Origin of the sequence: Pseudomonas zhanjiangensis (assembly GCF_041027545.1) — a bacterium.
GTDB classification, from domain to species: Bacteria; Pseudomonadota; Gammaproteobacteria; order Pseudomonadales; family Pseudomonadaceae; genus Aquipseudomonas; species Aquipseudomonas zhanjiangensis.
In genome coordinates, this window is the sequence record NZ_JBFTEG010000009.1 from 176,112 (window position 1) to 197,468 (window position 21,357).

The window sequence follows — 21,357 nt, forward strand, 5'->3', positions numbered from 1 at the left end:
CTATTGACTATCACTGGGCCTGACGCGTTTTTGGCACGGGGTCCCATGCATAGCTCGATAACAGCGACTGGGGAGTGGAACCGCTGCAATCGGCGGTTCAGTAAGGCGCCGGCCTCTTCGACCTCATAGCCTCGGCGCTCATATCTGCCTTCCATAAACGGCGACCGGTGCGCCGAGCGATTCGAGATCGGCCTCCACACCAAGGCCTGGCATATCGCTGGCGTAGAGCTTGCCTTGCGCCACCCGAGGGGCCGGAGAACCCGTGCGCTCCTTGTTGTAGCTATGCAGGTCGGTGGTGTTGAGAAGAAAGTCGGCCGGCGTCGAGGCGGCGAAGTGCGCCACGGCCGCGGTGGCGATTTCGCCGCCCCAGGTGTCCTCACTCACGACCTTGATGCCGTGGTCGATCAGGTAGTCGCGCATGCGCTTGGCCTTGGATAGCCCGCCTTGCTTGGACAGTTTCAGGCACACGTATTCGAAGGCCCGGTCGGCCACTACCCGCTCGGCCATGCGCAGGTCGGTGATGCATTCGTCCAGCTTCATCGGCTGATCGAAATAGCGGCGGACCTGCAGGCATTCCTCGTAGCTGTGGCACGGCTGCTCGATGATGAAGTCGAGTCCGCGGGTGGCGCGGGCCACCTGAATGGCCTCATCCATGTACCAGCCCTGATTGGCATCGGCGATCGCCTTTTCGCCGCTCTGGAGCAGCGGTACCACGGCGCGGATGCGCTCCACATCGGCCTTCCAGTCGTTACCGACCTTGATCTGATACTGGTGGTAGCCGTTGTGGCGCAGGCGCTCGAGATCGTCGGCCATCTGCGCCGCGGCCCCTTGGGGCGCCGAGCGGTACATGGGCGCGCCGTCGGTTAGCTTGCCGCCAAGCAGCATCCATACGGGTTGTCCGGTGGCTTTGCCGAGGATGTCCCAGCAGGCGGCATCGAACGGCGCCTTGGCATAGCCATGTCCCAGAATCACGCCGTCCATCAAACGCTCGATGCGCGATAGCTGGCGCGGATCTTCGCCGATCAGGCGCGGTGCCAGCAGGCGAGCAGCGGCTTCGGTGCCCTCGCTGTGCGCCACCATATAGTTCTCTCCGCACGGGCAAAACTCGCCAACGCCGCTCAGCCCTGCGTCCGTATCGACCACCACGATCGTCGATGAACTCGACTCGATCACATTGCCGCGCCCCCAGGCGAACGCGCCGCTCTCATAGCTGAGCGGCTTTCGGTAGATCGAGATGCGGGTAATTTTCACAAGCAACTCCAGCGTCCGGGTTGAGCGTTCAGTGCCTTCGATCGACGAGGTTCGGTAGCAACGTGTGCTCTTTGTAGATCGATAATTGATGATTGTCAACCATCATCAACGGCACTATGCTGTGACCGCAAGCAGCAGGGTTTGCTCCTTGGCGTCGCGGTAACGGATGCCCGAGCCCCTTGCATGGCAAGTGCCGAGCCTCGGCGAGGCGCTCAAATCAAGTGAATCGGGAACGATGCAAATGAAGATTACGAATCTGCGTACCGTGCAAGTCGAGGTGCCCCTGGATAAACCGCTGATCACGGCCATTCACGAGACACGCTCGGTGGGTTGCCTGCTGGTCTATCTGGATACCGACAGCGGCCTGACTGGAGAGAACTACATCTTCACCCTCAACAGCGCGCGCCTCGGCATCTTCGACAGCATGATCAAGAGCCTGGCCCACCATGTGGTGGGGCAGGACCCGCACTATGTGGAGCGGATGTGGGACGGCATGTGGCGCGAGATCAACCCCATCGGCCACGAGGGCATCACCATCGGCGCCATGTCGGCGCTGGACACGGCCTGCTGGGACCTGATCGGCAAGGCGGCGGGGCAGCCGGTCTACAAGCTGTTCGGCGCCTACCGCGATTCGGTCAAGGCCTATGCCAGCAGCGGGCTATGGCTGTCGCAGAGCATCGACGAGTTGGTCGAGGAAGCCCGCGGTTTCATTGCCCAGGGTTTTCGCTCGATGAAGATCCGCCTGGGCAAGGCGCGCATGGAGGACGACGTAGCCCGTGTGGCGGCGGTGCGCGAGGCGATCGGCGCGGACATCGAACTGCTGGCCGACGGCAACCAGGCCTTCACGCCTTACCAGGCGATTCGCTTGGGGCGGATGCTGCAACCCTTCAACCTGGGCTGGTTCGAAGAGCCGGTGGCCTCCTACGATCACCAGGGCCATGCCGCCGTGGCGGCGGCGCTGGATATGCCGATCGCCTCGGGGGAGACCGAGTACACCCGCCACGGCATACGCGCGATGATCGATGCCAAGGCGGCGGACATCCTGATGCCCGACCTGCAGCGCATCGGCGGGCTCACCGAATTTCGCCGCACGGCCAGTCTGGCCGCGGCCCACAACATGCCGGTCTCCACCCATATCTTCACCGAGCAGAGCCTGAGCATCGCCGGCTCGGCGCCCAATTGCATCTCGGTCGAGCACGTGTCCTGGTTCTCGCCGCTGTACCGGGAACAGATTGAGATCAAGGATGGCCTGATTGCCATTCCCCAGCGCCCGGGACTGGGCTTCAGCTTCGATGCCGATGCCGTGGACCGCTTCCGCGTTCGCTGACCCACCCCCTAATCCCTAGCGGAGGCCACCATGGCATTGCTGTTCAGCTACGCAGGCGCGAACCCCGAGTCCTGGCGCCAGGAGTTCGCCAAGCACCTTCCCGATCTGAATTTCAGGGTCTTTCCCGAGGTCGGCGATCCGGCCGAAATCGAGTTCGTCGCCCTGTGGATGCATCCTGTGGGCGATCTGCGCAATTACCCGAACCTCAAGGCGATCCTGTCCTTCGGCGCCGGTGTCGAGCACATCATCCGCGACCCGGACTTGCCGACGGGCGTGCCTATCGTGCGTCTGGTGGACGATCTGGTGGTCCGCGACATGGCCATGCACGCGGTGCACTGGGTGATCCACTTTCACCGCAACTACCACCGCTATCAGCAGGACCAGCCGAAGAAACTCTGGCGCCGTCATCCCCATCGCGATCCTGCGCAGCGTCGGGTTGGCTTTCTCGGCATGGGCGCCATGGGCGCGGTGGCGGCGAAGTTCGTGCGCGACCTGGGGTTCGACGTCGCCGGTTGGGGGCGCGATCCGGTCAGCGTCGAGGGCGTCGAGTTCTACCAGGGCGATGAGCGCTTGCGCGAGTTTCTGCAGCGTACCGACATCCTGATCAATGTGTTGCCGCTCACCCCGGCCACGGAGAATCTGCTCAACGCCGAGCGTATCGCCCTGCTGCCGGCGGGCGCCTGCGTGATCAATATCAGCCGCGGGCCGATCCTGGTGGAACAGGACCTGGTGCAAGCGTTGGACAGCGGTCACCTGGAAGCGGCGGCGCTGGATGTGTTTCGCAGCGAACCCCTGGCGGCGGAAAGTCCGCTGTGGAGCCACCCCAAGGTCTTCGTCACCCCGCATATCGCCGGCATCAACTACGCCCACTCGGCCGCCAGGCTGATGGCCGACAACATCAAGCGGGTGCAGGCCGGCGAACAACCCTTTCCGATCTACGACCCTGTCAGGGGTTACTGACGGCTGGAGGTGGAAAATGGCAGGCAGGCTGACGGGCAAGGTCGCGATAGTCACCGGCGGTGGCCGTGGCATCGGTCGGGCCATCGTCGAGCGCTTCGTCGCCGAGGGGGGGCAAGTGGTGGTGGCCGGGCGCAGCGAGCCCGATCCGCCGCTGGCCGGTGGCGCGCTGTTCTGTCCTACGGATGTGGCCAAAGCCGCAGACGTCCAGGCGCTGGTGGACTTTACCGTCGAGCGCTTCGGTCGCCTCGACCTGCTGGTCAACAGCGCGGGGGTGCAGCTGGAAAAGCCCATCGGTGAGACCAGCGAGGCCGAGTGGGACTGGCTGATGGGCATCAACCTAAAGGGGGTGTTCCTCTGCGCCAAGGCGGCCTTGGTTCCCATGCGTCAGGCCGGCGGCGGGCTCATCCTCAATATCGGCTCCTACGATGGCTTCGCCGCCGATCCGGACCTTGCAGCGTATTGCGCCTCCAAGGGCGGCGTACACGCGCTGAGCAAGGCGATCGCGGTGGATTACGGCCGCGATGGCATTCGCTGCAACGCGATCTGCCCGGGCTGGATTCGTAGCGAGATGATGGACGCCTACCTCAAGAGTCAGGCAGACCCGGGCGAAGCCGAAGAGGCCGTGATCGCCCAACATCCGGTCGGCCGCCTCGGCCGCCCGCAGGACATCGCCAACCTGGCGACCTGGCTGGCCTCGGACGAGGCGTCCTTTGCCACGGGCCAGCTGTACGTACTCGACGGCGGCCTGACCGCTCACGCGCCCTATGTGCAGGGGCGCACGTAAATAAATAGTTGTTGCAACTCACCAACGAGGAGTAGTTCGAATGCCGACCATCAGAATCCAGGCCATCGCCCCTGCAAGCTGCGAGATCGGTCAGCTGTTGACCCGCTGCACGGCCGCCGCCGCCGATGCTCTGGGCATCCCGCAGAATTACTGCTGGGCGATCTTCCAGCCGGTAGCCCCGGGAACCTACGCCGAAGGCGACTGTGTCTGGAGCGCGTCGGAGGCTGGGCGCGCCGCGCCGCTGATCTCGATCACCGCCCTGGAGGGGCGTACCCCCGAGCTCAAGGCGGCGGTACTGAAGGCCACGGCCATGGTGGTGGCGCAGGCACTGCGGGTGCCGCTGGAGCAGGTCTTCGCCGAGTACCGCGATATCCCCAAGGGCCAGGCCTTCAGCGGCGGCAACCTCTGCTGAGCGACCTAAACTGGAGCTAGCCCTGCTAGCGCCGGAGGAGGTGACCCATGAGCCGTGAGCAAGCCGTCGCCGTGGTAGCCGGAGTCGGCCCCGGCTTGAGCAGTGCGCTCTGTCGACGTTTGGCAGCGGCGGGCTATGCCGTAGCCGGCCTGGCTCGACACCCGAAGGTCGGCGAGCGGCTTGCCCAGGAGATCGGCCACGCTGGAGGCCGCATGCGCATGTATGGCTGCGACCTGACCGACGAGGCGGCATTGCGTCAGGCATTCGGGGCCATCGAGCGCGATCTCGGTGCCGCTGAGGTCATGGTCTACACCGCTGGCGCCTTCCTCAGCCAACCGCTGCTGGACACCACGGCCGCGGACTTCGAGGCGCTCTGGCGGGTCAACTGCCTGGGGGCGATGCTCTGTGCCCAGCAGGCGGTGTTGCGCATGCGACCGCGAGGCAGGGGCACGATCATCTTTACTGGCGCCACCTCGGCGGTGAAACCGGGTGCACACTTCGCCGCCTTCGGCTCGAGCAAGTCGGCCCAGCGCGGCCTGGCCCAGGCCATGGCTCGCGAACTGGGTCCCCTGGGCATTCATGTCGCTCACGTGATCATCGACGGGGTGATCTTCGCGCCTGGCGGTGACCCCGCGACCACCCTCAAGGCCGAGGCCATTGCCGACAGCTACCTGCATTTGATCCAGCAAGATCGCTCGGCCTGGACCTTCGAATTGGATCTGCGTCCGGATATCGAGCATTTCTAGTCGGACTGAAAGGCCGGTGGGCCTGGGCAGGCTCACCGGCCGGGTCTGCCTCAGGCCAGCAGGTCGTCTTCCAGCGGATAGCGCGACAGCACTTCGCAGCCATTGGCGGTGACCAGCACCTGCTGCTCCAGCTTGACGCCCTCGAAACCGCCCTCGGCGCCCATGTAGCTCTCTACACAGAGGGTCATGTTCTCCTCGATCACGCCATCGTAGCCGTGCTGCTCGAAGTCCTGGGGATAGAAGATGCTTGGGTTTTCGTCGCACATGCCGATGCCGTGGGCAATGCACGGGTAACGGTTGGCGATGAACTCGGTTGGCGGCTTGAAGGCCTTCTCCGAGAGTTCGCGGAAGCTGACCCCGGGGCGAATCAGCTCGAGGTTGTGATAGATCTCGTCGCGGGCCAGTTGGTAGAGCCGGCGCTGGGCAGGAGTGGGCTTGCCGGGGCCGCAATGGAAAGTACGAGAGACGTCGGCGCAGTAGCCGAAGGGGCCGATCATGTCGGTATCGAAGGCCACCAGTTCGCCCGGGCGGATGATCCGTTCGCTGGCCTCCTGCAACCAGGGATTGGCGCGGTCTCCGGAAGACAGCAGGCGGCAGTCGATCCATTCGCCGCCCATGGCGATATTGGTCTGGTGCAGGATCGACCACAGTTGAATCTCGCTCATGCCCGGCACCAGGGCTTCGCGCATGCGCGCGATGCCGACCTCGGCCACGGTGAGCGAGTGGTTCATGCACAGGACTTCCTCGCGGGACTTGATCAGCCGCGCGGCCTCCACCAGCTCCTGGGCATCGAACAGCGTGTAGCCGCTAGTGGCCAGCGCCAATGGAATGCGCGCGTCGGTGCGGCCGATGGCCAGGCGCCGGTTGCCACCGCCGTGCTCATGCAGCAGCGAGGCGATCTCGCCGACCCATTGGCTGACCCACTCCTGCTGCCGGCTGCCACCGAAGAAGTAGTTGAGTTGCAGGGCCGGGCGGCATTCGTCGATGGTCTCCAGTCCGTTGGCGATGTGATAGGCCGACTCGGATTCATAGAGGATCACCGGGCCCTGCGCCGGGATGAACAGGTAGTTGCAGGGGATATGCATCTGGAACAGCGAGTAGTTTCGAAAGCCGGTGGCGTAGCGGATGCTGATCGGGTCGAACAGCACGCAGGCGCCATAGTCGCGGGCGACCAACTGCTCGCGGATGCGCCCGAGGCGATAGCCGCGTAGGCGGCGCATGTCGATTTGCGCCTCGGTATCGGTCAAACGCATGACCGGAGAGGTATGGGCCAGGCGGATCATGTCGGCGTTGCTCATGTAGATGCTCCTGAGTCGGGGGCTGGCGTGTCAGCTGCGGGCAGTCAAAAAAAAAGCGCCGACCGGTCTCGCAGAGGGCGCTTTAAGGGGAGCGATGCGAATCAGTCGAGCAGGCGATCCGGGCGTTGAGCTTCGCGCTCGTAGTGAATTGGCTCGGCGCGGCCATAGAACTGCTTGGCCCGCTCCGGGCGGTTGACGCTGTGCGGGTCGAGTACGTAGGTCGGCAGGGCGATGTAGCGGGTGCGGTTGCCTTCGATCGGGGTCACCCGGTGCATGGAGAAACGGCCCTTGAATATCTGCAGGTCGCCGGGCTGAAGATCCAGCACCCGTACGGGACCGCGATCACCGCGCAGCACCTTGGTGACGGCCTCGAGGTTCTCGTCCTCCGGGGTGCGCAGGTCCGGGCAGTACTCGAACAGTCCGCCTTTCTCGGCGCCCTGAACCAGGATGCTGACCGTGAATTCGTTGCCGTCGAAGTGCCAAGCGAACTCATGGCCCGGCTCCATCACGCTGTAGGGGTTGCGCCCCAGCGGGTCGGCCCAGCGGTAGATCGGTGCGACGCCCAGGCACTCGGAGACGAAGCGCAGCATCTCGTCGGAGTCGTAGGCCGCCTGCAGGTCGGAAGTTTCCTCGAGGATGTCCGAGTTGATGAAGCCATTGTTGCGCTTGTTGAAGATGCGCTTCGGGTGGTCCTCGGGCAAGGAGGGGTCGTCCTTGGTCATATAAGGGTTGTTGGTGGTCTCGGACCAGAAGGCCTGCGGCTTGAGACGCTCGGCCTCGGCGAGCATGCGGGCGATCGCCTCGGGACGCACAAAGTTACGCACGCAGCAGCAACCCACCGCATCGAGTTCTGCACGGCACTGTGCAACAAGCGCCATGGTCAGCGGGTTCTCGGGCTGGTGAATCGGGTAGCGGTCGAGGTCGACGATCGCCTCCAGCGCGGGGCGGCTGGCGGCGTCGGCGAGGGCTTGTGCGGCTTGAGTCATGGCGGTGTCTCCGGGCAAAAGTCGTTGGGGTTGCGGCGCGCTTGGCGCATGGCCGGATCATCTGGAAAATGCTTACATTAGAAAAACGATTTTATTTGCGGTCCCCTATTCAATAATTCGATTCACAGAGGAAAAGTCGTTGAATATCAATCATATGAAGGCTTTTCTGGAGGTCGCCAAGAGCGGCGGCTTTCAGTTGGCGGCCGATCGCTTGCACGTCACCCAGTCGACCGTCAGTGCGCGTATCAAGGTGCTAGAGACGCAACTGGGGCGTCCGCTGTTCGTTCGCAAGCGCGAGGGCACCGAGCTGACCGTGGCCGGACGCCACTTTCATCGCTTTGCCCATGCGGCCGTCAGGGCGTGGGAGCAGGCGCGCCAGGAGGTGGCGCTGCCCGAGGCGCTCAATGCGGTGGTCACCCTTGGCGTGCAGATGAATCACTGGGAGCGCATCGCGCCGGCCTGGGTCGAGCAGATGCAGGCGACCGCCCCGCATGTAGGTACCCGGGTGGTTGCCGACTATTCGGAAAACCTGTTGGCCGATCTCTCCGACGGACTGATCGACCTGGCCATGACCTATATCCCTCGCCAGCAACCCGGACTGTCCTGCGAATTGCTGATGGAGGACACCCTGGTGCTGGCCTCTACCACCCCGCGCAAGGTGTCCAAGCAGTGGCAGCCGGATTATGTATTCGTCGACTGGGGCGCCGAGTTCCGCGCAGCACATAACCTGGCCTATCCGGAGACCCGAGCGCCGCGTTTATCGGTGGGATTGAGCATGATCGGCCTGGACTACGTGCTCAAGCATGGTGGCTCGGGCTACTTCTCCGAGCGCACGATTGAGCCCTTGCTCAAGGAAGGGCGACTGCACCTGATCGAAAAGGCCCCGACCTTCCAGCGGCCGGTTTACCTGCTGCACCCTAAGGAGCCTCTCGATCTCGAGTTGCTGACGCTGGCCAAGGGCATCCTCAAGGAGGTGGCTGCCCAGGATATGGACAAGTCAGGCAGACAGGGCTGACACCTGTCCAACCGCGGCGAGCGGGGCAGGGTGGTCGCTGGAAGAGGGGGCTTAGATGGTCTGTTGGTATTTAAAAAATCGATGGATGAGCGCAATTATATTTGTTTGCTTGGTTTTGCTAGGGGGGTGAATGATGCCGGCCGCTGTATCACACATTGGCCCTTGGAGAGTCCCCCCATGACGTCTGCCGTCACCTGCAACACCCCGCAAATCACCGAAGCAATGGCCCGCATCATCGACCTGGATCGCTACCCCATCCATGAGCTCGCCAGTCCCAAGACCCAGGCGCTGATTGCCCAGTGCCGTAAGCAACTGGATGAGACCGGTTGCAGTGTCGTGCCCGATTTCATCCGCCCCGAAGCCGTTGCCCGCATGCGTGCCGAAGCCTACCGCCTGCGTGAGCGCACCTACTGGTCGCAGCATAGCCACAACCCCTATATGACCAAGGATGACCCCAGTTTGCCGTTGGATCATCCCAAGCGATTCTTTGAGCGACGCACCAGTGGCTTCATCAACTCCGATATCCTCGAAGCCGACTCAGACCTGCGTGCCCTCTATGACTGGGATGCGATGACGCGGTTTGTCGGAGAGTGCGTGGGTGTCTGGCCGATCTATCAGTGGGCCGATCCCCTGGCGCGTTGTCCCTACGCGATCATGGAGGACGGTCACTACTTTCCCTGGCACTTCGATGGCAATGAATTCACCGTCAGTGTCTCGGTAGAGCAACCGGAGGATGGCGGGGAGTTCGAGTATGTGCCGAATATGCGCACACTCGATGACGAGCGTATCGATGACGTGCGGTCTGTACTGCAAGGCGACCGCAGTCGGGTCAATACACTGATCTGGTTGCCAGGCGCCCTGCAATTGTTCAAGGGGCGCTATTCGCTGCATCGGGTCACGGAGGTCAGGGGCAAGGGAGCTTGGATTACCGCGCTGCCGACCTATGTTCTCGACCCCGAAAGCGTCAATCGGCCCGAGCGCGCCAAGCAGTTCTACGGATATGCAATGCCGATTCACTATGAGCGCGAAGGCAAGCGGCCGGATCGCCTGATCGACTGATCAGGGCCGGTTGCACTTCAGCCTCCGGCCGCGCGGCGGGCGGTGGCTGAAGCACCGCTGGAGGACTATTTCTGCAGTTCTGTCTGGCGAAGGCTGCTGATCAGGGCATCGCCCTGGGTTGCATTGTGTTCCTTGGCAAGGCGCTCGGCCGCGTCCCCATCCCCGGACAAAATGGCCTGCACCAGCGCAGCGTGACGGTGACCGATGTTGCGGTAGTCTGAAAACTCAGAGTCGCAGGAGGCGATGAAGACACGGATCTGCTGCTCGGTCAGCTTGTAGTGTTCCTGCAGCCGGCGGTGGCCGGACAGCGACACGATCAGCTTATGCAGCTCGAAGTCGGCATTGGCGATGGCCTTGGCGTCATCGGTTTCGCACAGCTTACAGAGGTGCTGGTAGGCGGCCTCGAGTTGCTGGGCTCCTTCGGGCTTGAGGTTCTCGGCCGCCAAGCGAGCGGCCAGGCCGTCCAGCACCCGGCGCAGGTTATGCAGCTCCCAGGCGTCCTGGGCATCGATAGCGATCACATGCCAGCCCGTGTAGGGCACTTGCGAGACCAGGCCTTCGTTATGTAGTTTCTGCAATGCAGCGCGGATCGTGCCGCGCGAGACGTGGAATTGCTCCGTGAGTTTGGCTTCGGTAAGGCGTGAGCCCGCCTCCAGGCTGCCTGAGACGATCATCTCGCGCAGAATGTTGGCCGTCTGCACATCGAAGCTCTGCTTTGAAATCGTGCTACTTGCAGGCATTTGGAAACTCCAATCACTAAAGGCTGTAGTAAGCCGAATCAACCGCTGGATTGTAGAAAGGTGAATACATCTTGGTTGATGTTCTTTGGTATCTCTCGGCAGATAGATGGGGGAAGCGTTGGACTACAACTTCAGCCCTTGGATGCGCAGTGCCAGCAGGCCATGCGTTGCTAGGTACTGCCGGCCTACGGTGTCCGCTCCGGAATCCTAGAGGCGATTATCGTACAATTGTTAACAATTGTCATGTGTTGTCCTGTGGCGGAGGGCCGATTATGGCCGAAGAGGCCCTTGGCTGAGATACAGGGCTCACTCGTCTTGGGGTGCGTCTTGCATTTTGGCGTGGATGTGGTCGTGAACAGAAATGCGCCGACCAGCAAACAGGCGAGAGCGTCCAGGGCCAAGCCGATCAGCCAAAAACTGGCGCATACGTAAGCAGGGAGCGCCACCGTGCCAGGTTACGCTCAGGCAGAACGGCTACTGATTGGGGCTAGGGGCGTAACCCCGGAAGCCTCTACTGTAGGTAGTAGGCGGTACCATGATTTTGTCGTAGCAGTAGCAGTAGCAGTAGCAGTAGCAGTAGCAGTAGCAGTTGGCCGCTAAGTGGCGCATGTAACCCCCTGGCGGGGCTTCCGGTGATGAGCTCAGCGTCATCCACTGCCTGGAAACCCAACTGCCCAGTGGCACCTTGCTTGCTTCTATCCGATGGATTTGGCTCTACCGCACCGGTTGTTTCTTCCGAATGAGCCCGGCGGAGCGAGGTCATGGACGGAGAAGTATTGAGCAAAAACGAAAAAGGCCCACCTTGCGGTGAGCCTAAGTCGTAGATTTAGATGGTGCCGGCACCAGGAGTCGAACCCGGGACCTACTGATTACAAGTCAGTTGCTCTACCAGCTGAGCTATACCGGCGCTGGAGGGCCGCCATTATATCCATTCGAGTGTCCGAGTAAAGGCGTGTTAAGCGGTTTGGCGAATGACTAGGAAAATCCTTATGCACAAGTCATTGGGCGGCCGATTGATCGCCGGACGATTCTGTGCGCCAGGTCGCGGTATTTTATAAATACCTGTTTTTGTTGATCTTTGTTGCCTGGATAAAAAACAGGCAGGCGCTGAAGACGCCTGTCGGCGGGGCGCTGGAGCGTTTTGCCCAGAATCTATCAACACAGTTATCCACAGATTGTGTGGGCAACTGCGGGGCGCTCGGCCAGCAGCAGCAGGTTGCGCGGGCTGAGATTGTGTGAGCAGAAGCGGCCCAGGCGCACGTCGTACCCTCGCTCCTGCAGATAGAGGGCTCGGTCGAGCAGCAGCCAGAGTTCCAGTGGACGACGGAACAGGGCGCGCAGCAGCTCCAGGTTGCGAACCTCGGCCAGCAGTTGCTGGCCCTGGCGCTCGAGGCTCGGCCAGTCGGTGGTCGCCGCTGGAGCGGGCAGCTCCTTCAGCGCGGCCAGGTCGCGGCAGTAGTCGGCAAAGTCCTTTTCCAGCCAGGCGGTCGGCAGCGAGGGGGTGGGCAGGTACTGGTCAATGTTGCGCAGTTGGCGCTGCAGCAGGTCGAAGCCCAGTCGCCTGGCCATCGACAGGTCGCGCTGGCGGCGCACTCGGGCGCCGGCGGTAACCGTCTCGCTGAGCGGCAGGGCCAGGTCATCCAGGGATAGTTGCAGGCCGGAGGCCTGGGCGGCGCCGGACAGCGCCTGGTAGTGGGGGCTGTCGATGCGGTTGTAGCAACAGGGGGCAATGGCCAGTTGCCGGCAGCCGACGCGGCTGGCCAGTTGCATCAGGCGCACGTGCAGGTCGCCGCAGGCATGCAGGGCGACCGGGCTGTGTTCCTCCTTGAGCTGCTCGATGGCATCGGCGGCCAATACGTCCTGTTGCCGGTGCTGCGCGGCCAGGCCCTGGCGCAGGCTGAGTTGGCGGCCGGCGGCGATCAGCGCCGGGTTGTGCTCCAGGCACGTCAGCGGGTTGCCGTCCTGGGCCAGCAGACGACCGAGGTGGCCTTTGCCGGCGCACCAATCGAGCCAGTGCTGTGGAGCCTGCTGAAATTGCAGGCTATCGGCGAAGGCCCGGATCTGTTGCCATTTGCGCCCCGGTACGTCGACGGAAAGGCGAGCGGGCGGCGGCGCGGAGGCGCGTTGCGGCAAGTCGCCAATCAGGCTCAGGTTGGCGGACTGGCGAGCGAGCTCGGGAAACGGAGGCGGCGCCTGCTGCAGAAGCTGCGGCTGGCCGTGGGCGGCTTCGGCCTGCGCCAGGGAGCGCGTTCTCAGCCAGCGGCCGAGTTCGGGGTGGCTGTTTTCCCATGGCAGCTGCCGGTGCTGGATGAAGGGGCGTGGGCGCCAGAGCTCCTGATGGACGTGCAGGAACTCATCCAGCGCTCGAAAGCGCTGGAGCAAGACATCGCCGCTTAGCGTCTGGTCGTTCATGGGGATTTACCGGCTGGCCGCGAGGGGGCGCATGCCCCCTTGGTTCAACGGCCCTGGCAGGCGTCGACGCGCAGCCACTGTTCCAGCAGCTTGAAGCCGCGAACCAGGATGAAGGCGATCAACAGGTAGAACAGGCCGGCGGCGAAGAAGATCTCCACCGGCAGGTAGGTGCGGGCGATGATGGTGCGCGCCATGCCGGTCAGTTCCAGCAGGGTCACGGTGCTGGCCAGGGAGCTGGCCTTGAGCATCAGGATCACCTCGTTGCTGTAGGCCGGCAGGCCGATGCGTGCCGCGCGCGGCAGGATGATGTAGAACATGGCCTGCCAGCGCGACATGCCCAGGGCCCGCGCGGCCTCGATCTCGCCGTTGGGTACGGACTGGATCGCCCCGCGCAGGATCTCGGCGATATAGGCCGCGGTGTGCATGGTCATGGTGATGATCGCGCACCAGTAAGGGTCGCGCAGGTAGATCCACAGCGGCCCCTGGCGCACCGCTTCGAACTGGGCCAGGCCGTAGTAGACCAGAAACAGCTGCACCAGCAGCGGGGTGCCGCGGAAGAAGAAGATGTAGCCATAGGGCAGGGCGCGCACGTACCAGTGCTTGGAGGCGCGAGCGATGCCCATGGGAATCGCCAGGATCAGCCCGGCGACTACCGCGATGGCGACCAGTTCCAGGGTCAGTGCCGCGCCTTCTGCCAGGCGCGGAAGCCACTTGATGATCACTTCCCAGTTCATGCGTCGCTCCTGCTGAAGCCGCGGCCGGCACGCTGCTCGAGGAAGTGCAGGCCGATCATGGCGAGGATGGTCAGGCACAGGTAGATCAGGGCCGCGACCAGGAAGAAGGTGAAGGGTTCCTTGCTCGAGGTCACCGCGATCTGCGAGCGGCGCATGATCTCTTCCAGGCCGATCACCGAGACCAGGGCGGTGTCCTTCATCAGGATCATGAACAGATTGCCCAGGCCGGGCAGGGCGATGCGCCACATCTGCGGCAGGATCAGGCGCCAGAAAATTCGTGCCTTGGACAGGCCAAGGGCCTGACCCGCTTCGCGGTGGCCCTTGGGAATGGCCAGGATGGCGCCACGGAACACCTCGGTGGCGTAGGCGCCGAAGCACAGGCCGAGGGCGATGGTGCCCGCGGCGAAGGCGCTGAGCTCCAGGCTATCGAGGCCGAGCAGGTCGGCCAGGTTGCGCATCAGGTTGACCGTGCCGAAATAGATCAGCAGTACCCAGAGCAGTTCGGGCACGCCGCGGACGATGGTCGAGTAGGTGCCGCCAAGCCACTGCAGCGGCTTGAACGGCGAAGTCTTGGCCAGTGCGCCGAGCAGGCCGAGCACCAGGCCCAGGCTGAGCGCCGACAGCGCCAGCTTGATGGTCATCAGGGTGCCGGCGGCGAGGGCCGGGCCAAATCCGTAGAGGTCGAAAGTCATGGGGGCTCAGAAGCCTGCGTCGCCCGGGCGGGCGACGCAGAGCAGGCTGCTCAGTAGATGCTGAACGGGAAGTACTTGTCGTTGATCTTCTTGTAGGTGCCGTCGGCGACGATTTCCTGCAGCGCCTTGTTCAGCTTCTCGCGCAGCGGATCGCCCTTGCGCACGGCGATGCCGATCTTGTCGTTGTCGAATACCGGGTCACCCTTGAACTCGAAGCCCTTGCCGGCGTCGCTCTTGAGCCATTCCCAGTTGACGAAGGTGTCGGCCAGCACGCCATCGAGGCGGCCCGAGGTCAGGTCCAGGTAGGCGTTTTCCTGGGTGTCGTACAGCTTGATGTCGACCACGTCGCCCAGGTTGTCTTCCAGCCAGGTGCCGGCGATGGTGGCACGCTGGGCGCCGATTACCTTGCCCTTGAGGCTGGCCTCGTCGGTCTTGAAGTCGCTGCCTTTGGCCGCGATGAACTGCAGCTTGTTGGTGTAGTAGGGGTCGGTGAAGTCGACGGCCTGCTGGCGTTCCTCGGTGATCGACATGGAGGCGACGATGGCGTCGAACTTCTTCGCATTCAGGGCCGGAATGATGCCGTCCCAGTCGGAGGTGACCACCTCGCACTCGACCTGCATCTTGGTGCACAGGGCGTTGGCGATATCGATGTCGAAGCCGACCACCTGGCCGCTGGCGTCGATCAGGTTGAAGGGGGGGTAGGCGCCTTCGGTGCCGATCTTCAGCTTGTCTGCGGCGACGGCACTGGTGCCGAAGGCGAGGGTGGCGGCCGCAGCCAGCAGGATCTTCTTATACTTCTGCATGCGATGTAGCTCCATTTAGTGATTGCTGGACATGAACTGTTTGCAGCGCGCCGAGCGTGGGTTGTCGAATACCTGCTCGGGTGGACCCTGTTCCTCGACCAGGCCCTGATGAAGGAACACCACCTCGCTGGACACCTGGCGAGCGAAGTTCATCTCGTGGGTCACCAGCAGCATAGTGCGGCCTTCGTCGGCGAGCGCGCGAATCACGTTAAGCACTTCTTGTACCATCTCCGGGTCGAGGGCCGAGGTCGGCTCGTCGAACAGGATCACCTTGGGCTCCATGCACAGGGTGCGGGCGATGGCCGCGCGCTGCTGCTGGCCGCCGGAGAGCTGGTTGGGGTAGACATGGCGCTTCTCGCCGATGCCGACCTTGGCCAGCAGGGCTTCGGCGCGCTCGACGGCCTCGGCCTTGCTCAGGCCGAGCACCCGGCGCGGCGCCTCGATGATGTTGTCGAGCACGCTCATGTGCGGCCACAGGTTGAAATTCTGGAAGACGAAGCCGATCTCGCTGCGCAGGCGGTTGATCTGCTTGCTGTCGGCGGCAACCAGCTCGCCGTTCTTCCCAGGCTTGAGCTTGAGCTCTTCGCCGGCGACGAAAATCTGACCCTGGTGCGGGTTTTCCAGCAGGTTGATGCAGCGCAGGAAAGTGGACTTGCCCGAGCCGGAAGAGCCGAGGATGGAAATCACATCGCCATCCTGGGCGGTCAGGGAGATGCCCTTGAGGACCTCGAGGTCGCCGAAGCGTTTGTGCAAGTTGCGGATTTCCAGCGCTGGCGTGGCCTCGGCCATGGGGGGTCCTCTATCGTGTGCGAATGCGCTCTGGCAGTGGTCTGGGCCTTCCTGGCATGGCGCCACGCTAGCATAGCGTTTCGCTGACCGCCAAGCCGTTTACCGGGCACTGCTTGCTCGTGCGGTCACGGTTGTCGCCTGGCTGCAGTTGCCTGTCGCGCAGGTGCAATATCGGCGCGGCGCGCAGCCGGCCAGCGCCTTGCAGGGCATGTCGATCTGGAGCGGATCGGCGGTCACGCGACTCCGCCCGCGCGCGAAACCGTCAAGCCGGTTCGAGTTCGAAAAACAGAAAAACTGCAGGCAACAAAAAACCCGCACTAGGCGGGTTCTTTGTAGGCTTTCGGGTGGTTTTGGCACTACCTGAAAGCTATGTATGGTGCCCAGGGACGGAATCGAACCGCCGACACGGGGATTTTCAAGACGCCGGCAGGCCGCGATGCTTTCAGCAGACTGGAGGGAGGCCGAGGAAGGGCAGGGCCACTAGAGGTCTGTCCGGTTCGGGCTGATTTGCCGCACTGGCTTGGTGAATTTAGAGATTGGCCTGGAAAACGTGGCGAGCGATGCCTTAGACGAGGTCGGACGCACCTGTTCGGACCGTCCGAACTAACAATCGGCGCCGGGGAACCAGCGATGGACCGGCTGAGTCCCGGTCTGGTCTTGGCGAAATCGACTCGTAGAAGGGCAGTTTTCGGTCGCCGTAGGCTTTTGAGGAACAGTAGAGGACCGGCTGATGCTCGGATCGCTCTGGGCTGCTCCAAGCGAAGTGGTCCGAGCAGAGAAGGCAGGGAAGTCAGGGAAGTCAGGGAAGGCACGGGCTTTGTGAGCTGCATCATGGCGAAGCTCCGCACCTCGCTTCTCACGCTTTCGGTAGTCGTAAACCGAGAAATATTGACTGGTTCCCTGGAAAACGAAAGTGGCGGCAGAAATGGGGCGCTTAGGCACTACTGGCGCGCATGTCATCTGTCGCCAAAAAACGACCGCCTGTCGCTTGGTTTGCTGCGTATCAGCTGTTCTCGGACGTGCTCTCTGCTTCTGTTGGGCGCGCCAGAGGCCGGAAACTCGCGCGCCAGCCTGGCTTCGGAGGGCGGACGTCGAAAAATCCCAGGCGGACCATGGGTTCCCAGGCACGCATCCGATTACGCCGCGCCCACGATGCACCCCTGGGTGAGCGACTCCCTGAATTCCCTGAATTCCCTGAATTTCTGCTGCTTTTTTTGCATTTTTGGTTGGTTTGACAGAGTTTCGCAGCATGTTCGAGCATGTGTTGGCGGCGGAGTGGTTGATCTTTCCGCGCATTGAAACCTCATTTTTTGGCCTGGCGTTGGCTCGCTTGGCCGCCAACTCTTGTCCAAGGAAACAACCAATGCCCAGCAGTATTGAACTACTTCCCGCCTCGTTTTCTCCACGGCTAGTGCCGGAGGGATTCCGTGTTGGTATTAATGGCGTGTACGGCCAGGATGGGGATGATTGGATTAGGCTGACCTCGGCTCCTTGCTGGGTGTCTGTCCAGGCGCGGGACCCGGTAGGAGGGCAGTGGTCTGCGAGTTTCCATATGCTGACCCCAGACGGGGATGAGCGCTTGCTTGAGATTCCGTATACGAACCTGTCTGGAAATGGGATCACGGGGGTAATCCGAGAGTTTGCCGACAACGGGCTGGTAGTGTTGGCGAGCGATAGGTCCTTCCGAGTGTATTTGGCTGAGTGCGCTGGTCAGTGCACTCTTCCGAAAGTCACCACGATTCGCCGCCTAGGCTTCTTTCGTATGCCGGCGACTAGTTCACAACCAGAAGCTCTTGGCTTCATGTTGCCCAAGCGGATACTCGTACCGGGGGCTGATGGTGATGCGGCCTCGCGCGTCAATGAGTTCGTATTTCGGCCGATAGTCGAAGGGCCAAGCCTGGCCGCCTATGATGCGAGCGGAACATTGCAGGAGTGGCAGGGCTACGTAGAACAACTGCGTGGAAGCCCGCTCCACGTATTTTGTATATGCGCCGGGCTCGCCTCGATTTTCGTTTCGCCGATCGGGCTTGAGAATGGCGGGCTGAACTTCTATGGCAGCTCATCCAGTGGGAAGACTACTGCTTTGCAGCTCGGGCTTTCTATTTGGGGGCGGGGGGCGGATCCGCAGCGAGCGGCTGGCGAGCCGATTCTGATGGAGCGCTGGCACAGCACGCCGAATGCAATGGAGACAGTTGCAGCAACTCACTCTCATATGCTGCTGGCCTTGGACGAACTCGGAAGTGGTTCTGGTCAGGATATCTATAATCTGGTCGGTGGGGCTGGTAAGGCCAGAATGACCGAGACCGGAGGGCGTAGAACTGCGCTCACGTGGTCCATCTTTGTCTTGTCTACCGGCGAGATATCTATCCAGGACAAAATTGAGTCGGATCAAAAGCGGCGAGCACGTACTGGCGAACTAATTCGGGTCATTGACGTACCCGTCGACCAACTGCCGGCAGCCGAAACAGCCGGCGTCGAGGATATGCGTCAGCTGATAGACGAAGTCAAAGAGGCTTGCGGAAGAGTCTATGGCGTTGCTGGGCCGGCTTTTGTTCAGGAGGTAATTGAAACCTATACCAGCTTTGAAGATTTGCTAAGTGATTGGCGGGCCGCGTTGGACGAGGAGCAGCAAAGACTATGCGCGGAAGTTCAGCTGGCGGGGCGTAAACTAACCGCGCCACAGATTCGCGCTATGCGCCGACTAGCGCTCGTGGGGCTAATCGGGCAGCTGGCATGTGAGCATGTTCTTCCCTTCGAGGTGGACGAGGTTTGGTCGGCGGTAAGAGCGATTCGAGATGCATGGCTCGCAGGTGCATCGAGCATCTCGGAGGGGCAGCGTGCAATCGAGTCTATCCGTGATTACGTGATTCGTAATCACAGCGCATTCATCAACCACGATGAGTTGCTTGAGGATCCGGGCATGCCTATTGTTAGTCGCCCGCAAGGGATTTTCAGCAGGAGCAAAATACTCCTGACCGACAGGCAGCTTGAAGAGGCTTGTGGCATGGTGCCGAAGGAGGCTGCCTTGAGCCAACTTGAGGCTGACGGGCTGCTTCATCGACCCGAGAAAGGGAACAGGAAGGCGAAGCACTCTCTGAGCGTGCTCGGGTTCAAGGGCGTCCGTTTCTACACTATTCATTATGATCGGTTGATGTCTGAAACGAGGTCAGAGCGGAATAGTGCGGAGGGGGAACAGGACGAAGATAGATAATCGAATTTACTTCGTTCGTCGTGGGCTTTGGTCGCCGGCTATCCGTACTCCTCAAGGGAAGTCAGGGGTGTCAGGGAAAGGGCATGCGAAACAGGTTTCGCTCATTCATCTGCCGCTGGAATCGCAGTGGCGCCGCTCCCTAATTACCCTGATATCCCTACCCCCCAGCGGGGGGCGGAGGGGAGGCCAACAGCCTCCCCTGTCGGGAACAGCAGATTGTCATCATCTGCGGCCAACTACTTATGCCACGAGCCCCTGCACCTCACTCACCGAAAAATGCTTGCCCGGCTCGATACGACTGGCTGGCGCAAGCTGCCCAGTTGAGCGGTAAGGCACTTCACCTCAGTATCGCTCTCTCTTGGCTTGCCGCCACCTACGGCAAGTCAGCAGTTCCGCTGACCCGCCGATCTCTCGAGCACTGGAACATTTCTCGTGACGCCTGTTACGACAAACTGCGCTCGCTGGAGCAGGCTGGCCTAGTTCGGGTATGGCGGCTACCTGGGCGTGCGCCGGTTGTTGTCCTCACCGAGCCAGGCACGGACAAGGCCTTGGCCATCTGCAATCCATTCCTGGCGTAATGGTCCCGGGTCTCGACTCAATATGATCCTGCTGGTCTCAGGACCGCATGCGCGAAGGCAGTCGTCCTACCGCGTTTTCTCTTGTCGAACCGCAAGGAGTCACATGTGCTTACTACCCTTTTGCCTCAAGTCATCCGCATGGCCGCTCTGCCCGCTGCTGCGGGTCCCTGGGCGACCGTACTCGTGCCCGTACTGGCTTATGTAGCCACGCGGCGCGACTTCGAGTTCAACCTGTCGATTCGTTGACTTCCCCACCGCGACAAGCGGTGTGTCGACAACGCGATCAGCTAATCACCCCAACAAACGAAGCCCCCAAGGTCCCAGTGACCTTGGGGGCTTTTGTATTTCCGCCTTATTCCAGGAGTCTCTCATGGTTGATACCCCCGCGTACCTCTCCCTGAAACTGGCCCAGGCCAGCAAGACCGGAAAGCATGCCGCCGGCAGGATCACTTACCGCATCCTTACCGACCCGAAGCGTGATCAGCTCTACCTAACACTGGTTAGCAACGAGGGCGGTGGCTGGTTCTCGACGGAAATCGTGCCCTTCGCTCGTGTCGAGGCGGTTGCTGAAGCGATCAACGATCCGTCCGCACCGTTGCTGTCCAAGCAATTGCGCCAAGCCTTCATCAGCCGCTCCGCCAACAATGCGGGCTTTCTGGCGGCCGTGCTGCGTGCAGAGGGCCTACTGGCTCCATCCCCGGAGGCCGCACATCAGCATGTGATGAGCGGCGACTGGTCTCAATGGAAGCAGGCGATGCTTTCAGCGGCCGGCGAGGCCTATGTTCCATTCGCCAAGGCCGGCGCTCCCGAGGCCGAGCCCAGCAAACAAGGTAAGCCCACCAGCAAGCGCAAGGGGCGAACGCCTGCGCCTGACGTCGGCGATAGTGCTGTGGCTGATGACGAGCGCACTGATGCAGTAGAGGCCGACGATGAAAGTGTTGCGTGACCCTCGCGCGAGCGAGGAGATCGACGACGCCGAACTGCGCGCCCTGGTCGATCAGCGCTTCGCGGCGCTGAGCCGCGACCAACCCTACGATCCCGACCTGATCGGCATCATCGTCGTGGCCGAGCCTGGTGACAACCTGGAGGCGCTAGAGCGACGTACGGGTTGTGCGATCGGGACGGGTAGCTACCCGGACACCCCATACGGGCATCGGGCATTCCGTCCCGCCTGGGAATACTTGGACGAGCATCCCTGCTGTTACGAAATGGTCTTCGTCCTGAGTGATAGCGGCTACGGCGTCGTGCTGTACGTCCCTAAGCAGACGAGCATCGATCCTGTCTTGCTGCGCCTGTGTGCGGAGTTCGCCACGCCAGCGCCGTGCGGGGAGGTCAGCTGTGACCGATGAGTCGTCCCTTCGGCTTGCACGAAGGAAAACATGCCCTCCTCTGTGCGTGTGCTCGGTCCGTAAATCGGCCTGCTTTTCGCGGAATTGTAGTGGTCAACCCATCCCGGACAGTGGGTTAAGTTTTTCTTCGGCCACCGCAGGTGGTAGCCCGTCGTTGTATTGATGCGGTCTGATCCAGTTGTAACGGTGCATCAAGTAATGACTGATGTCC

The 21,357-nt window shown here is 62.1% G+C and carries 19 protein-coding genes and 1 tRNA gene; 10 read left to right on the forward strand and 10 right to left on the reverse strand.

From position 1 onward, the window contains the following. Window positions 1-138 precede the first annotated feature (138 nt). On the reverse strand, window positions 139-1,350 hold the full coding sequence (locus AB5S05_RS13020; protein WP_369287958.1) for a mandelate racemase/muconate lactonizing enzyme family protein: 1,212 nt from the start codon (window positions 1,348-1,350) through the stop codon (window positions 139-141). A gap of 142 nt (window positions 1,351-1,492) precedes the next feature. On the opposite strand from AB5S05_RS13020, the gene AB5S05_RS13025 reads away from it, so the two are divergent. The 5 genes from AB5S05_RS13025 to AB5S05_RS13045 are packed head-to-tail and all read left to right on the forward strand — an operon-like array spanning window position 1,493 to window position 5,480. Next, window positions 1,493-2,578, forward strand: coding sequence for a mandelate racemase/muconate lactonizing enzyme family protein (locus AB5S05_RS13025; RefSeq protein WP_369287959.1), 1,086 nt, complete (start codon window positions 1,493-1,495; stop codon window positions 2,576-2,578). 30 nt (window positions 2,579-2,608) lie between these two features. Next, window positions 2,609-3,538: a 2-hydroxyacid dehydrogenase gene (locus AB5S05_RS13030; RefSeq protein ID WP_369287960.1), complete on the forward strand. Its 930-nt coding sequence runs from the start codon at window positions 2,609-2,611 to the stop codon at window positions 3,536-3,538. 16 nt (window positions 3,539-3,554) lie between these two features. Further along, on the forward strand, window positions 3,555-4,322 hold the full coding sequence (locus tag AB5S05_RS13035; protein ID WP_369287961.1) for an SDR family NAD(P)-dependent oxidoreductase: 768 nt from the start codon (window positions 3,555-3,557) through the stop codon (window positions 4,320-4,322). 40 nt (window positions 4,323-4,362) lie between these two features. Beyond that, the gene (locus AB5S05_RS13040; protein WP_369287962.1) at window positions 4,363-4,734 is read left to right on the forward strand and encodes a tautomerase family protein; all 372 of its coding nucleotides are present in this window, start codon (window positions 4,363-4,365) and stop codon (window positions 4,732-4,734) included. A 47-nt stretch (window positions 4,735-4,781) separates the two neighbouring features. Then, window positions 4,782-5,480, forward strand: coding sequence for an SDR family NAD(P)-dependent oxidoreductase (locus AB5S05_RS13045; RefSeq protein WP_369287963.1), 699 nt, complete (start codon window positions 4,782-4,784; stop codon window positions 5,478-5,480). 50 nt (window positions 5,481-5,530) lie between these two features. Here AB5S05_RS13045 and AB5S05_RS13050 read toward each other — a convergent pair whose 3' ends face one another. Together AB5S05_RS13050 and AB5S05_RS13055 are read right to left on the reverse strand one after the other, a co-directional pair. Next, on the reverse strand, window positions 5,531-6,778 hold the full coding sequence (locus AB5S05_RS13050) for a M24 family metallopeptidase (protein ID WP_369287964.1): 1,248 nt from the start codon (window positions 6,776-6,778) through the stop codon (window positions 5,531-5,533). A gap of 101 nt (window positions 6,779-6,879) precedes the next feature. Next, window positions 6,880-7,764, reverse strand: coding sequence for a HalD/BesD family halogenase (locus AB5S05_RS13055; protein ID WP_369287965.1), 885 nt, complete (start codon window positions 7,762-7,764; stop codon window positions 6,880-6,882). Window positions 7,765-7,903: 139 nt separating this feature from the next. Here AB5S05_RS13055 and AB5S05_RS13060 point away from each other — a divergent pair, with 139 nt between their 5' ends. Together AB5S05_RS13060 and AB5S05_RS13065 are read left to right on the forward strand one after the other, a co-directional pair. After that, on the forward strand, window positions 7,904-8,779 hold the full coding sequence (locus AB5S05_RS13060; protein WP_369287966.1) for a LysR family transcriptional regulator: 876 nt from the start codon (window positions 7,904-7,906) through the stop codon (window positions 8,777-8,779). A 177-nt stretch (window positions 8,780-8,956) separates the two neighbouring features. Then, a complete protein-coding gene (locus AB5S05_RS13065) occupies window positions 8,957-9,838 on the forward strand; it encodes a HalD/BesD family halogenase (protein WP_369287967.1) in 882 nt (293 codons plus the stop codon). Between the two features lie 65 nt (window positions 9,839-9,903). On the opposite strand, the gene AB5S05_RS13070 is transcribed toward AB5S05_RS13065, so the two are convergent. The 7 genes from AB5S05_RS13070 to AB5S05_RS13100 all read right to left on the reverse strand — a co-directional run bounded on the left by AB5S05_RS13070 (window position 9,904) and on the right by AB5S05_RS13100 (window position 16,008). After that, the gene (locus AB5S05_RS13070) at window positions 9,904-10,578 is read right to left on the reverse strand and encodes a GntR family transcriptional regulator (protein ID WP_369287968.1); all 675 of its coding nucleotides are present in this window, start codon (window positions 10,576-10,578) and stop codon (window positions 9,904-9,906) included. An 831-nt stretch (window positions 10,579-11,409) separates the two neighbouring features. Beyond that, a tRNA-Thr gene (locus AB5S05_RS13075) sits at window positions 11,410-11,485 on the reverse strand. A 257-nt stretch (window positions 11,486-11,742) separates the two neighbouring features. Then, window positions 11,743-12,990, reverse strand: coding sequence for a methyltransferase (locus AB5S05_RS13080; protein WP_369287969.1), 1,248 nt, complete (start codon window positions 12,988-12,990; stop codon window positions 11,743-11,745). Between the two features lie 44 nt (window positions 12,991-13,034). Further along, window positions 13,035-13,724, reverse strand: coding sequence for an ABC transporter permease (locus AB5S05_RS13085; RefSeq protein WP_369287970.1), 690 nt, complete (start codon window positions 13,722-13,724; stop codon window positions 13,035-13,037). Beyond that, a complete protein-coding gene (locus AB5S05_RS13090; RefSeq protein WP_369287971.1) occupies window positions 13,721-14,416 on the reverse strand; it encodes an ABC transporter permease in 696 nt (231 codons plus the stop codon). The genes AB5S05_RS13085 and AB5S05_RS13090 overlap by 4 nt, the downstream gene beginning before the upstream one ends. Window positions 14,417-14,466: 50 nt before the next feature. Further along, window positions 14,467-15,219, reverse strand: a complete 753-nt coding sequence (locus AB5S05_RS13095) for an ABC transporter substrate-binding protein (protein ID WP_369287972.1) — start codon at window positions 15,217-15,219, stop codon at window positions 14,467-14,469. A 15-nt stretch (window positions 15,220-15,234) separates the two neighbouring features. After that, window positions 15,235-16,008, reverse strand: coding sequence for an ABC transporter ATP-binding protein (locus AB5S05_RS13100; RefSeq protein ID WP_369287973.1), 774 nt, complete (start codon window positions 16,006-16,008; stop codon window positions 15,235-15,237). A gap of 1,249 nt (window positions 16,009-17,257) precedes the next feature. On the opposite strand from AB5S05_RS13100, the gene AB5S05_RS13105 reads away from it, so the two are divergent. From AB5S05_RS13105 to AB5S05_RS13115, 3 genes are all read left to right on the forward strand, one after another. Continuing rightward, window positions 17,258-19,219, forward strand: a complete 1,962-nt coding sequence (locus AB5S05_RS13105) for a DUF927 domain-containing protein (protein ID WP_369287974.1) — start codon at window positions 17,258-17,260, stop codon at window positions 19,217-19,219. Window positions 19,220-20,167: 948 nt separating this feature from the next. Continuing rightward, window positions 20,168-20,743, forward strand: coding sequence for a hypothetical protein (locus AB5S05_RS13110; protein WP_369287975.1), 576 nt, complete (start codon window positions 20,168-20,170; stop codon window positions 20,741-20,743). Then, complete coding sequence (locus tag AB5S05_RS13115; protein ID WP_369287976.1) at window positions 20,727-21,146, forward strand: hypothetical protein; 420 nt, start codon at window positions 20,727-20,729, stop codon at window positions 21,144-21,146. The genes AB5S05_RS13110 and AB5S05_RS13115 overlap by 17 nt, the downstream gene beginning before the upstream one ends. Window positions 21,147-21,357 lie beyond the last annotated feature (211 nt).